At 67.1% G+C, this 12,550-nt stretch carries 12 protein-coding genes, 1 tRNA gene and 1 pseudogene; 7 read left to right on the top strand and 7 right to left on the bottom strand.

Annotation, left to right across the window (positions count from 1 at the left end; translation table 11 throughout):
• The first annotated feature begins 49 nt into the window (after positions 1 to 49).
• The 5 genes and pseudogenes from MUG96_RS12660 (at position 50) to MUG96_RS12640 (ending at position 4,763) form a co-directional block, all read left to right on the top strand.
• Complete coding sequence (locus MUG96_RS12660; protein ID WP_246983310.1) at positions 50 to 913, top strand: SDR family oxidoreductase; 864 nt, start codon at positions 50 to 52, stop codon at positions 911 to 913.
• Positions 914 to 1,178: 265 nt separating this feature from the next.
• Positions 1,179 to 1,742, top strand: coding sequence for a hypothetical protein (locus MUG96_RS12655; protein WP_246983309.1), 564 nt, complete (start codon positions 1,179 to 1,181; stop codon positions 1,740 to 1,742).
• Positions 1,743 to 1,833: 91 nt separating this feature from the next.
• Positions 1,834 to 2,268, top strand: a complete 435-nt coding sequence (locus MUG96_RS12650) for a CBS domain-containing protein (RefSeq protein ID WP_246983308.1) — start codon at positions 1,834 to 1,836, stop codon at positions 2,266 to 2,268.
• Entirely contained in the window at positions 2,269 to 3,006 is a 738-nt protein-coding gene (locus MUG96_RS12645) for an SDR family NAD(P)-dependent oxidoreductase (protein WP_246983307.1), read from the top strand.
• Positions 3,007 to 3,084: 78 nt separating this feature from the next.
• Positions 3,085 to 4,763: pseudogene (locus tag MUG96_RS12640) on the top strand (D-arabinono-1,4-lactone oxidase).
• A gap of 126 nt (positions 4,764 to 4,889) precedes the next feature.
• On the opposite strand, the gene MUG96_RS12635 reads toward MUG96_RS12640, so the two are convergent.
• Positions 4,890 to 5,078: a DUF7576 family protein gene (locus MUG96_RS12635; RefSeq protein WP_246983303.1), complete on the bottom strand. Its 189-nt coding sequence runs from the start codon at positions 5,076 to 5,078 to the stop codon at positions 4,890 to 4,892.
• Positions 5,079 to 5,157: 79 nt separating this feature from the next.
• Positions 5,158 to 6,009 carry an SDR family oxidoreductase gene (locus tag MUG96_RS12630; RefSeq protein ID WP_246983301.1) on the bottom strand — a complete coding sequence of 284 codons (852 nt, stop codon included), beginning with the start codon at positions 6,007 to 6,009 and terminating at the stop codon, positions 5,158 to 5,160.
• A 127-nt stretch (positions 6,010 to 6,136) separates the two neighbouring features.
• Between MUG96_RS12630 and MUG96_RS12625 the strand changes: the two genes are divergently transcribed.
• Entirely contained in the window at positions 6,137 to 6,274 is a 138-nt protein-coding gene (locus MUG96_RS12625; protein WP_246983299.1) for a hypothetical protein, read from the top strand.
• 30 nt (positions 6,275 to 6,304) lie between these two features.
• Here the strand turns inward: MUG96_RS12625 and glmU are convergent, their stop codons facing one another.
• From glmU to MUG96_RS12610, 3 genes are all read right to left on the bottom strand, one after another.
• Entirely contained in the window at positions 6,305 to 7,486 is a 1,182-nt protein-coding gene (glmU, locus tag MUG96_RS12620; protein ID WP_246983297.1) for a bifunctional sugar-1-phosphate nucleotidylyltransferase/acetyltransferase, read from the bottom strand.
• 48 nt (positions 7,487 to 7,534) lie between these two features.
• Positions 7,535 to 7,780: a glutaredoxin family protein gene (locus MUG96_RS12615; RefSeq protein ID WP_246983295.1), complete on the bottom strand. Its 246-nt coding sequence runs from the start codon at positions 7,778 to 7,780 to the stop codon at positions 7,535 to 7,537.
• Between the two features lie 243 nt (positions 7,781 to 8,023).
• Positions 8,024 to 8,124, bottom strand: a tRNA-OTHER gene (locus MUG96_RS12610).
• 123 nt (positions 8,125 to 8,247) lie between these two features.
• Here MUG96_RS12610 and MUG96_RS12605 point away from each other — a divergent pair.
• The gene (locus tag MUG96_RS12605; RefSeq protein WP_246983293.1) at positions 8,248 to 8,931 is read left to right on the top strand and encodes an SOS response-associated peptidase; all 684 of its coding nucleotides are present in this window, start codon (positions 8,248 to 8,250) and stop codon (positions 8,929 to 8,931) included.
• Positions 8,932 to 9,127: 196 nt separating this feature from the next.
• On the opposite strand, the gene MUG96_RS12600 is transcribed toward MUG96_RS12605, so the two are convergent.
• A complete protein-coding gene (locus tag MUG96_RS12600; RefSeq protein ID WP_246983291.1) occupies positions 9,128 to 11,005 on the bottom strand; it encodes an FAD-binding protein in 1,878 nt (625 codons plus the stop codon).
• A gap of 159 nt (positions 11,006 to 11,164) precedes the next feature.
• Entirely contained in the window at positions 11,165 to 12,412 is a 1,248-nt protein-coding gene (gene glyA, locus MUG96_RS12595) for a serine hydroxymethyltransferase (RefSeq protein WP_246983289.1), read from the bottom strand.
• Positions 12,413 to 12,550 lie beyond the last annotated feature (138 nt).

Genomic DNA, 12,550 nt, shown 5'->3' with positions numbered 1-12,550 from the left:
GAGCATACGTTATGTAGGACCCGGTCGACATAGCACCCGAGGGATTACCGTGACTGACTCCGATTTCGATCTGAGCGCGCCCGAGATCACACGCGACGATCTGCTCGTTCTCGACGATCCCCGGTTCACCGGGGACAACGTCGCCATCGTCACTGGTGCCGGCTCCGGCATCGGCCGTGCGACGGCCGTCGCCCTCGCCGCCAACGGCCTCACCGTCGTCGGCGCCGACATCGACGAGGCGGGGATGGCCGAGACCGGCGACGTCGCCGCCGACTGTGACGCGGCCGGCGAGTTCGTCCCCGTCGGCTGTGACCTCACCGACGAAGGGGACGTGGACGCGATGGTCGAGGAAGCCGCCGACGAGGGACGGATTCGCTACGTCGCCAACATCGCCGGGATGCAACACATCGCCTCCATCCCGAACTTCCCCATGGAGAAGTACGACCTCCTGCTCGACGTGATGCTCCGTGCCCCCTTCTACGTCGCCAAGAAGACCATGCCCCACATCCGGGCGACCGACGACGGCGTGGGTGCCATCGGGAACATGTCCTCCATCCACGGCCAGTACGCGACGAAGGACAAGCCGGCCTACATCACCGCGAAACACGGCCTGACGGGGCTGACCCGCTCCATCGCCGCGGAGGGCGAGGGAACCCTGCGCGGTTTCTCGGTCAGCGTCGGCTACGTGTTGACGCCGCTGATGGTCAACCAGATCGAGGACACCGCCCAGGAACGCGGCATCTCCGAGCAGGAAGTCGTCGAGGACGTGATGCTCGGCCAGGCCCGCACGAAGGAGATGATGACTCCCGCCGAGGTCGCGAACCTCTTCGCCTTCGGCTTCTCGAGCCACGGCAAACACCTCAACGGCGCGGATATGCTCTGGGACGGCGGCTACACGAACACCTACGATTGACATCCTCCCCGCCCTGAAGGGCGAGGATTTCTCCTCGATTCTCCGTAAGAGACGAGCGGAGAGCGGCGTAACTGACGACGGCAGCCGGGGCCATCGTCGGCCACGTCGACCGAGAGCGCCGTTCGGCCACGTTGCCCGGGAGTGTCGCTCGGCCACGTTGCCCGGGAGTGTCGCTCGGCCACGTTGCCCGGGAACGTCGCTCGGGGCGTCGGCGGGCGCGACCGAGGGGATGAGTATTTGTGGCTTCGCGGTAGAAACTCGGACCATGTCGAACGACGACAATCCGGTGAGTCAGGCGTTCGAGTTGCAGCGAGAGGCGATCGAGCGGAGCCAGGAGGCGTTCAAGGAGGGCCTGGAGTTCCAGCAGCGGCTCAACGAGGCGATGCTCCGTGGCGTCGAGGGCGGGAGCGAGGCCGGCGAGCGCAGCCGGGAGATGACACAGGAAGCGTTGCACAACACGCTCGACGCCATCGAGCGGATGGTGCCGGGCGACGAGGCGGCGTTCGAGCAGGTGCGGGAGTCCATCGACGAGGCCTTCGCTGCGGCCGACGAGGCCGCGGGCGAGGCGAGCGAGCGCGCCGTCGAGGTGACCGAAGAGGGCGTCGAGAACTTCGAGGAACGGTCCGAGGAGTACCTCGACACCGTCGAGGGCCAGCTCGACCAGCTCCTGTCGGCCCACGAGAACCTGGAGGAACAGACCGTCTCCTTCGTCGACGAGACGGAAGAACAGCTCCAGGAACTCCAGGAGGGTGCGCCGGGCGACGTGACCGAACAGATCGAGGCCATCCAGGAGCGGATGCAGGAACTCCGCGAGGGGATGCGGGACTAGTCGGGCCGCCGCACGGACCGAGAGACGCCGTCTCGACACGACGGTTCCGTCGAGGACTACGCTTATGTGGCCGGCACTGGAGGTATTGAGTATGGCAGACGAGACGCCAGTCAGTGAAGTCATGAGTTCTCCGGTGAAGACAGTCGACTCGGACACCACGATCGACGAGGTGGCTCGTGTGTTCGCCGAGGAAGGGGTCGGGTCGCTCGTCATCGGCGAAACCCCACTCCGGGGAATCATCACCGAGTACGACGTGGTCAAAAGCGTCGGCCAGGGGAAAGACCCGCAGACGACGACCGTCAGCGACCTGATGTCCGAGCCGGTCGTCACCATCCGCCCGACCGATACCGTCGAGGAAGCGGGCGACCGCATGGGCAAAAACGGCGTGAAGAAACTGCCCGTCACCGACGACGGGGAGCCGATCGGAATCATCACCACGACGGATCTCGCGCACTTCCTCCCCCACCACCGCATCGAGACCGCGGCCCACCCCGAAGAGGACGTCGACGACGGGGAGTTCGAGTAGATGCTCGACGGCGAGCGGATCGTCGTGACTGGCGCCAGTCGTGGGCTCGGTCGCTCGATGTCCGAACGGTTCGTCCGCGAGGGGGCGTCGGTCACGCTCGTCGCCCGCAGCCGCGAGACGCTCGACGAGATCGCCGCCGACCTCGCCGACGAACCCGGCGAAACCCTCGTGGCGACGGCGGACGTGCGCGACGAGGACGCGGTCGAGGCCGTCGTCGACGAGACTGTCGATGCTTTCGGCGGCGTCGACACGCTCGTCAACAACGCCGGAATCGGCCTCCTCAGTCTCGGCGACGGCGGGAAGCGCCTCGCCGACGTGACACCGGAGGAGTGGACGCGAATCATGGAGACGAACCTCACCGGCGTCTACCTCTTCACCCGCGCCGTTCTACCCCACATGGTCGAACAGGGTCGCGGGAACGTCCTCAACGTCTCCTCGGGGTTCGGACGCCGACCTGCCCCGAACTACACGCCCTACGTCGCCTCGAAGTACGGGCTGGAGGGCATGACCGGCTCCGTCGCCATGGAGTACGAGGACGACGGCGTCAACGTCAACGCCGTCGACCCCGGCGGCCGCGTGAACACCGGCTTCTGGGACCACCTCCCCGACGACGAGCGCCAGGAAATCCTCCAGCCGGACGTGATGGACGACGCCGCCGTCCTGCTCGCCGCACAGGGGGCAAACGGGGTCACTGGCGAGTCGCTCCCCGCCGACGAGTGGGAGTCGCGGCTCGACTGACCCGCCGGAGCCTCGCGTTCGAGGCACCACCCCTACGTTCCCGTTCAGTGAGTATTAGTCACACACGGGAGCAGGTGGATGCGCGCCTGCGACTACTACCGGAACCGGTTGTCCGACCGCGACCTTCCAGCCGCGTTCGTCGACCTCGACGTACTTGCCCGGAACGCCGACGCGGTGGCGGAGCGGGCGGGCGGGCTTCCGGTCAGTATCGCCTCGAAGTCGATTCGCTGTCCGGCGGTTATGGAGCGATTGCTCGACCGGGACGCCTTCAGCGGCGTCATGTGTTATCACGGCCGGGAAGCAGCGTTTCTCGCCGCGGCGGGGTTCGAGGATTTGCTCGTGGCGTACCCGGTCTGTGACCGCACGGAGATCGAGGCCGTCTGCGAGGCCGTCGTGGCCGGGACGACGATCACGCTGATGGTCGACTCGGCGGCGCACGTCGAGCGGGCAGCGACGGTGGCGGCCGCGGCCGTGACCGAGTGGCGCAACTGGGCCGGCGGCGCGTCCTGTCGCCCCCGGCCACGCGCCGGCGTCGGAGGCACAGTTCCGCGAGATCGTCGCCGACCTGCCGCCGTCGACGCGCTCGCTTCGCGTCGCCGGCTCCGGCCACTCGCTCCCGCCAGTCGTCCCGACCGGAGACGTGCTGGTGTCGCTGAGAACTACACTGGAATCGTCGACGTCGACGCCGACCAGCGTCGCGCCACGGTCCGGGCGGGCACGACGCTCGGTGACCTGACGGACGAACTCGCGGCCCACGGTCTGTCGATGGAGAACCTCGGCGACATCGACGCACAGACGGTCGCGGGCGCGCTCAGCACCGGGACCCACGGCACCGGGATCGACCTCGGCGTCCTCTCGCCGCAGGTGGCGGGCCTGCGACTGGTCACCGCCGACGGCGAGATTGTCGAACTCGGCCCCGAGGACGGCGACGCCTTCCGGGCGGCACAGGTCTCGCTGGGCGCACTCGGCGTGATCTCGACGGTGACGCTCGATCTCGTCCCGGCCTACGACCTCCGGTTCCACGCCCGGCCGATGCCCCTGGGCGAGTGTCTCGCCGACCTCGAACGCCTCCGGAGCGAGAACCGTCACTTCGAGTTCTTCCGGTTCCCGCACACGGACACGGCGTTCGTCAAGACGATGAACCGGACTGACGACCCTCACACGGGGCACGGCGGCGACTCCGACAGCAGACTGAAGAACCTCGCCTGGGAGGCGATGTGTCGGCTGTCGACGGCCGTCCCCGCGACGACGCCCGCGATGAGCACACTCGCCGCGTGGACGTTCTCCGAGGAGCGCTCGGTCGCGCCGAGCCACGAGCAGTTCGCCCACGACCGCGCCGTCAGGTTCGAGGAGAGCGAGTGGAGCGTCCCGGCCGACGACGGCGCCGCGGTCGTGCGTGCCATCCGCTCGTGGATCGAGGAGAGCGGCGAGGACGTGTGTTTCCCCGTGGAGTTCCGCTACGTCGCTGGCGACGATATCCCGCTCAGTCCGGCATACGGCCGCGATTCGGCCTTCGTCGCCGTCCACAAGTACCACCCAAACCCTACCGAACGTATTTCGAGGCGGTGGCGTCCATCTGTGGCCGCAACGAGGGGCGGCCACACTGGGGGCAACGCCACGACTGCGACGCCGCTACTCTCGCCGCTCGCTACCCCGAGTGGGACCGGTTCCAGGCAGTCCGACGCGAGTTCGACCCGGAGGGACTGTTTCTGAACGACCACCTGCGTGAACTGTTCGGCGAGCGCGTGCCCGCCTGACCGCGAACCAGAGCCATTATCACACCCTTCTGACAAGACGCGAGGAACGCGTATGTCAGACGGTTCGAGAACGGAAGAACAGTCACAGAGTGTCGTTCGCCCGGAGCCGTTCAGTCGCGGCTCCCGTCAGTCGTCGCCGTCCCAGTCCATCCGACACTGCTCGTCACAGAAGTGAGCCGACTGCACGTCGCCGTCCTCGATCCACGTAATGACGCGGTGACTCGTCGACTCAACGATGGACGCACCGCAGGTCGCACACGACGGCGCGTCCGCCTCGTCTACGCCCTCGCCGATATCCGATGTTGGATCAACCATTGGATGTACCTCCGGAACCGTCCTACTTAATCCCACATATCACAGATGACCGGTTCCGAACCGAAATCGAAACCCCGCGTCAGTACGGGCGCTCGTAGTCCGGGTCGAACATCGTCGCCGACATCGCCGCCGGGTCGCCCTCGGTCAGGTTGTACTCCGAGAAGTCCTCGAGCCCCTCTTCGAGGAGGATCTCCTCGTCGTAGACCGCCTCGCCCGTGAAGTCCCCGGGGTCGCGCTTGAGGATGGCGAGGACGGTGTGTGAGAGGATTTCCGGCTTGCGCCAGTCGTCCTCCGTGCCCATCCCGAAGTAGCGGGTGGCACGGGTGTCGATGGCCGTCGCCGGCCAGAAGGAGTTACAGCCGATGTCGTAGCCGCCCAGTTCGGTCGCGAGCGAGCGCGTGATGAAGGACATCCCCATCTTCGACCAGGAGTACGCGGCCTTGCCCGCGGCGCTTTCCATCTTGACCGGCGGCGCGTTGGTCAGTATCCAGGCGTCCTCCTCGACGTCTTTGAGGTGGTCGATGAAGCCACGGGAGACGAGGTAGGTCCCGCGGACGTTGACCTCGTTCATGAGGTCGAAGCGGTCGGCCGGCATCTCCTCGACGCTCGCGACCTGGATGGCGCTGGCGTTGTTGATGACGATGTTGATCTCGCCCATCTCGTCGATGGCCTCCTCGATGGCCGCGTCGACGCTGTCCTCGTCGCGGACGTTCAGCTGGATCGCGTGAGTGTCGACGCCCTTCTCCGCGCACTCCTCGGCGGTCTTGTGTATCGTCCCTTCCAGGTCGGAGTCGGAGTCGTCGACGGTCTTGCCCGTCGAGACGATGTCACAGCCCTGCTCCGCCAGGTCGAGGGCGATCCGTTTTCCGATTCCGCGTGTCGTGCCCGTGATGAACGCTGCCGAGTCACTGAGGTCTGGCTTGTCAATCATCCGTAGTACTTCCTCTCTCCCGATCCACTAATAACTCCTGCAACGGCTGACGATAGGGTTCGCAGTGGTTTCACCGGGGCGCCGGCGAAGCGGTGGTTCAAAGGGGGCCTCGGTCGAACCAGGTGGTATGAACAGGGTCGTCGCGAACCTGAAACGCCTGTTCGTCTGGGCGGTGGCCGCCGGCCTCTCTGCCGCGTCGGTCGCCACCGTCTGGGTGAAAGGATCGGGGCAGACGCTCCGGGAAGCCGCCCTCGCGCTCCTCTGAGCGAGGCCCGCTCCCGTCCCCGATATCGCCTCAGCGGTCCCGGGTGACGGTTTCGCCCGGCGTCGTCGTCGCGCCGCCCGAGAGGACGACGCCGGCGTTCAGGCTGGTGTTGATCGCCGTCTTCGCGCCGTCGCCGACGACTACGCCGAACTTCCGGCGACCGGTCGAGACCCGCTCGCCTTTGACCGTAATTCGCACTGATTCGTCGTCGTGTCTGAGATTGGCGACCTGCGTCCCCGCGCCGAGGTTCGCGTCCATGCCGAGGACGCTGTCGCCCACGTAGGAGAGGTGGGGGACGTTCGATCCGCGCCGGATGACCGTGTTCTTGATCTCGACGCTGTGGCCCACCTCGACGTCCGCGCCGACGAGTGTCGCACCGCGGACGTACGCGTTCGGGCCGACGTGGGCACCGCTCCGTATCATGACCGGTCCCTCGACCACGACGCCGGGTTCGACCGTCGCACCGTCCTCGACCACGACCTGTCCGCGGAGATCGGCGTCGCCCTTTACCGTCCCGTCGATACGGCGGTCGAGGTCGCCGAGTTTCCACTCGTTGGCTTCGAGCAGTTCCCACGGGCGGCCCACGCCCATCCAGCGGTCGATCTCAACGGTCCGGACCGCGAACTCCTCGATCACCCGGTCGAGTACGTCCGTGATCTCTTCCTCGCCGCGCTCACTCGTCGGCACGTCCAGCCACTCGCGGGCCGCCGCGGGGAAGACGTACGCGCCGACGTTCACGTGGTTCGACGGCGGGTCCGCCGGCTTCTCGACGATGTCGACCACCGTCCCGTCCTCGATGGCGAACACGCCGTAGGGCGTCGGGTCCGCAACCTCGTAGGTGCCCACCGCCGGCCCGCCGGAAAAGAGGTCGGCCAGGCCTGCGGGGTCGTAGAGGTCGTCGCCGTTGAGGACCGCGAACTCGCCTTCGAGGTGGTCTCGGGCGGCTTTGACGGCGTTTGCGGTCCCCAGCTGTTCCTCCTGCCGGGCGTAGGAGACGGGGACGCCGCGGTACTCATCACCGAAGTACTCGCGGACTCTTTCGGCCTCGTAGCCGACGACGAGGACCAGTTCGTCGACGCCGGCCTCGACGGCGGCGTCGGCCGTGTGTGCCATCAGCGGCCGGTCCGCAACCGGGAGCATCGGCTTGGGTGTCGACTCGGTCAGCGGTCGCATCCGGGTCCCTTCCCCCGCGGCCAGGATCACAGCCTGCATATCCGCGTCGTCCACGCCGACCCAGATAGACCTACCGACGGCGCCCGCTCAGGACTCCAGCCGCGAGCGCAACTCCGACTCGTCCACCCGGAACTTGAACGCCGGCCGCCCGTCGACGAAGACGTAGGGGACCCGGTCGCCGTACTCCGCCGCCAGGTCCGGGTCCGCGTCCACGTCCACCTCCTCGATTTCGACCGTCGCCTCGACCGCCGCCGCGACCGCCTCGACCGTCTCCAGTGCCTCCTCGCACAGGTGGCACTGCTCCCGTGAGTAGACCGTCACCTCGTGGGCCATATCCGCGACTTCGGCGCCCGCGATGCTATGTGTTCCGTCTCGTCCCCGGCCGCCGAGACGACGCGCCGCTGATGCGTCTCGTCGGGTGTCGGCTGGGAGTGGAAGGGGCGGGATTCGAACCACGCCAGCGTGCTTCCTCGCGGTGCTCGGACTCCACGCTGTCTCCTTCGAATCCCGGACACACACCGACACAGGCGATACCGCTCGACACAGACGTGTCTCGCGGTGCATCCTGTGTCGGAGTGGAAGGGGCGGGATTCGAACCACGCGAAGCCCATATGCGGGAAGACTGATGGCCGTGTCTGGCGGTGACCATCAGCGCTCTACCACTGAGCCACCCTTCCGATGAACGGTGTTGTCGCCGGCTATCAGTACGGTTTCGAGCGGTATTAACCCTATGGTAGGGACAACCACAACACCGTCTGAACGGCGACAGGTCCACGTATCTGACCGCCGTACACGGTAGTATGTGTGGTCGCACCTCGCTGTTCGCACCGGCGCCGGACCTGGCCGACCGCTTCGACGTCGCCGTCCCCGATACCTACCGGCCTCGCTACAACATCGCACCGACCGAGTCCGTCGAGGTGATCACCGGCGACGACCCCGACTCGATCCAGCGGTTCCACTGGGGACTCCGACCGTCCTGGGCGGACGCCGGCGAGGGTGGGCATATCAACGCCCGTGCCGAGACCGTCGCGGAGAAGCCCGCCTTCGCCGACGCCTGGGAGTCCCGACCCTGTCTCGTCCTCTCCTCGGGGTTCTACGAGTGGAAAGATGTCGAACGCGGTGGGAAACGCCCCTATCGTGTCTATCGCGAGGGGGATGTTGCCTTCGCCATGGCCGGTGTCCACGAACGCTGGGAGCCCGACGACGGGGGTGACCCGCTCGATACCGTCACGATTCTCACGACCGAACCGAACGACCTGATCGAGCCGCTCCACCACCGCATGGCCGTCGTGCTCCCCGCAGACGAGGAAGATCAGTGGCTCACCGGCGGTCCCGAGGAGCGCGCCGACCTCTGTCGACCCTACCCGGACGACGACCTCGACGCCTATCCCATCTCGACGGCTGTGAACGACCCGAGCAACGACTCGCCGGGAATCATCGAACCCGACGAGACCGAACAGTCGGGGCTCGGCGAGTTCGTCTGAGCCTGGTCGACCGGGCTTCACTGTCGTTCGAGCGATTACGAAGAACGCATCCGCCGAGCGCTGCTCGAACGGCGGAGCCGTGAGAGCGGAGCGAGGTGGTTCACGGGACCGAGCGAAGCGAGGTCCCGCTTTTTCGCCCACGTTTTTGCCGCGAGTGGTTCGCGCGAAGCGCGAACCCGAGCGGGAAAAAGGTGGTTTAGTAGGAGCGTTCCTTCGGCTCGTAGCTCTTGTTCTCGCCGTCGAGCAGGACGGGCTTGTAGTAGAGGTCGGGACTGCCCTCGTTCCACTGGAGCATGGTGTGTTTGATCCACTCGTCGTCCTTGCGCTCCTGGTGCTCCTTGCGCCAGTGGGCGCCGCGGAACTCCTCGCGGGCGAGCGCGCCGAGCGTGATACACTCGGCGAGGTCGATGATGTTCCGCGTCTCGATGGTGTGGATGATGTCGGTGTTGAAGGTCCGCGAGGGGTCCCGGACGTAGACGTCCTGGTAGCGCTCGCGGGCGACCCGGAGGTCCTCGAGGGCCTCCTTCAGCGCGCCCTCTTCGCGGAACACGTTGACGTTCTCGGTCATCGTCTCCTGCACGTCGGCGCGGATTTCGGCGTGGTTGACGCCCTCGTCACGTTCGAGGAGTTCCTCGATGCGCTGTTTCTCGGCAGTGACGTGGTGCTCGATGACCTCGTCGGCCTCGACGAGGGCACCGCCATCCGTTGCATGGCGAGGCCCCGAGTCGTCGACATCGGGACCACCGTCGGCGGCCACGTCCTCGTCGCCGGCGTCGACCGCGCCGGGCGAGACGGGGGTGTCGATCTCGTCTTTCTCGACGCTGGCGGAGGGGCCGGTCTCGATCTGGGCCGTCTCCATGTCGCGGTCGGCGGCGTGCCAGCCGGCACGGGCGCCGAACACGAGCAGTTCCGGCAGGGCGTTGCCGCCGAGGCGGTTGGCGCCGTGCATCGACACGCAGGCGCACTCGCCGGCGGCGTAGAGGCCGTCGATGCAGGTCTCGCCGTTCTCGTCGACCTCGATGCCGCCCATCGCGTAGTGCTGGCCGGGCTTGACCGGCATCGGCTCGTCGAGGCCGTCGACGCCCTCGAAGTCCTCCGCGAGGTGGAGGATGTTCTCCAGGCGGTCGAGGATGCGCTCCTCGCCGAGGTGGCGCATGTCGAGGTGGACGTACTCGTCCTCGATGCCGCGGCCCTCGTTGACCTCGGTGAGTTCGGCGCGGGAGACCACGTCACGCGAGGCGAGTTCGCCCTCGTTGTTGGCGTACCCGTGCTCGAACATGAACCGCTCGCCGTCCTCGTTGTAGAGGATGCCACCTTCGCCGCGGACACCCTCGGAGATGAGGACTCCCGTCGAGGGGAGCGTGGTCGGATGGAACTGGATCATCTCCATGTCCTCGACCGGGACGCCGGCGCGGTAGGCCATCGCCGGCCCGTCGCCGGTGTTGGCGACGGCGTTGGTCGTGTGGTCGAAGACCTGCCCGAGGCCGCCGGTGGCGAGGATGACGCCGCCGTCGGCGCGGAACCCCTCGATCTCGCCGGTCTTGATGTCGAAGGCCACGACGCCGTGGCACTGTCGCTCCTCGGGGTCGTCGTGGTCAGTGACTGCCAGGTTGCTCACGTACCATTCGTCGTAGACCTCGATGCCACGCTTGACACACTGCTCGTACATGGTGTGGAGCAGGTGGTGGCCGGTCTCGGCGCCGGCGTAGGTGGTCCGGGGGAAGGAGAGGCCGCCGAACGGTCGCTGGGAGACGCGGCCGTCGTCCTCGCGGGAGAACGGCATCCCCCAGTGTTCGAGCTGGATGACCTCGTCCGGCGCGTCCTGTGCGAACGTCTCGATGGCCGGCGCGTCGCCCAGGAAGTCCGACCCCTTCATCGTGTCGTAGGCGTGGTCCTCCCAGGAGTCCGCGTCACGGAGCGCGGCGTTGATGCCACCCTCCGCGGCACCGGTGTGGCTCCGGACGGGATGGAGTTTCGTCACGATAGCCACGTCGGCGCCCTCCTCGTGGGCCGCGATGGCCGCACGCAGGCCGGCTCCGCCACCGCCGATGACCAGAACGTCGTGTTCGTACATTGTTAGTCGGGGATATCTGCGCTTAGGGTTAGCAACCCTTGAATATGCTGGTCGTGGACGAGCGACCGCGCCCTCATACGAGAGACTGTCGTCTCGCTGTCAGCTCGTGTCGGTGGGTACGCCCGAGAATCGGAACACGTTCGGGTCGAACCGGGCGAGCTACTCGTAGAGCGTGTACTCGTCGGTGAGGTCGTCGACGCGCGCGGCGGCTTCGGCTTTCACGTCCGCGTCGTCGGGGGCGTCCACCACGTCGGCGATGACGTCGGCGACTTCGCGCGTCGCTGCCTCGTCGAAGCCGCGGGTGGTCAGGCCCGGCGTGCCCGCGCGGATGCCCGAGGGGTTGAACGCCGACCGTGTCTCGCCGGGAACGGTGTTGGCGTTCAGGACGACGCCGACCTCCTCCAGTGCGGCTTCGACTTCCTTGCCGGTGGTGTCCGGGTGCGAGGGGCGCAGGTCGATCAGGACGAGATGGTTGTCGGTGCCGCCGGAAACCAGTTCGAGGCCGCGCTCCCGGAACTGGTCGGCCAGCGCTTTCGCGTTGTCGACCGTCTGTGCCGCGTAGGCCTCGAACGCGGGTTCGAGGGCCTCCCTGAAGCCCACGGCCTTGCCCGCGATGTTGTGCATGAGCGGGCCACCCTGCCCGCCGGGGAACACGGCCGCGTTGACGTCGTCGGCGTACTCCTCGTCACACATGATGATGCCGCCGCGGCCGGCGCGGATGGTCTTGTGGGTCGAACCGGTCACGAAGTCGGCGACGCCGACCGGCGACTCGTGGACGCCGGCGGCGACGAGGCCGGTGATGTGGGCGATGTCCGCGAGGTGGTAGGCGTCGACTGCCTCGGCGGCCTCCTGGATGGCGCCGAAGTCGACCTCGCGCGGGTACGCGGAGTAGCCCGACACGATGATGTCGGGGTCGAACTCCTCGGCCTGTTCGCGGAGTTCGTCGTAGTCGATGTAGCCCGTGTCGGGGTCGACCTCGTACTGTTCGACCTCGTAGAACTGCCCGGTGAAGTTCGCCGGGTGGCCGTGCGAGAGGTGGCCGCCGTGTTCGAGGTCGAGCGAGAGAATCTTGTCACCGGGGTCGAGGACGGCGTAGTAGACGCCCTGGTTCGCCTGAGTCCCGGAGTGAGGCTGGACGTTGACGTGCTCCGCGCCCCACAGCTCTTTCGCGCGGTCGATGGCGAGCTGTTCGACTTCGTCGGCGTACTCACAGCCCGCGTAGTAGCGCTCGCCGGGGTAGCCTTCCGCGTACTTGTTGGTGAGGGCGCTGCCCTGTGCCTCGAGGACCGCTTCGCTGACGTGGTTCTCGCTGGCGATCATCGCGAGCGTGTCCCGCTGTCGCTCGACTTCGCCCACCAGCGCGTCGGCGACCTCGGGGTCGACCTCCCGAACGTGCTCGTAACTCATGGGCGACCCTCAGACCTGCCCGGACAATAATCTACCTCTCCGCGACGGCCGTGTGGTCGTCTGCCATCCCGACGGCGGTCAGCACCACGCCAGCTCCGCCCCCTGGGAGATAAAATTTACAACTTTGATCGAACAAAA

This window comes from Halorientalis marina, assembly GCF_023028345.1.
Taxonomy (GTDB): Archaea; Halobacteriota; Halobacteria; order Halobacteriales; family Haloarculaceae; genus Halorientalis; species Halorientalis marina.
Note: the sequence above shows the minus strand (reverse complement) of the source record. Positions and strands in the feature narration are given on the sequence as shown.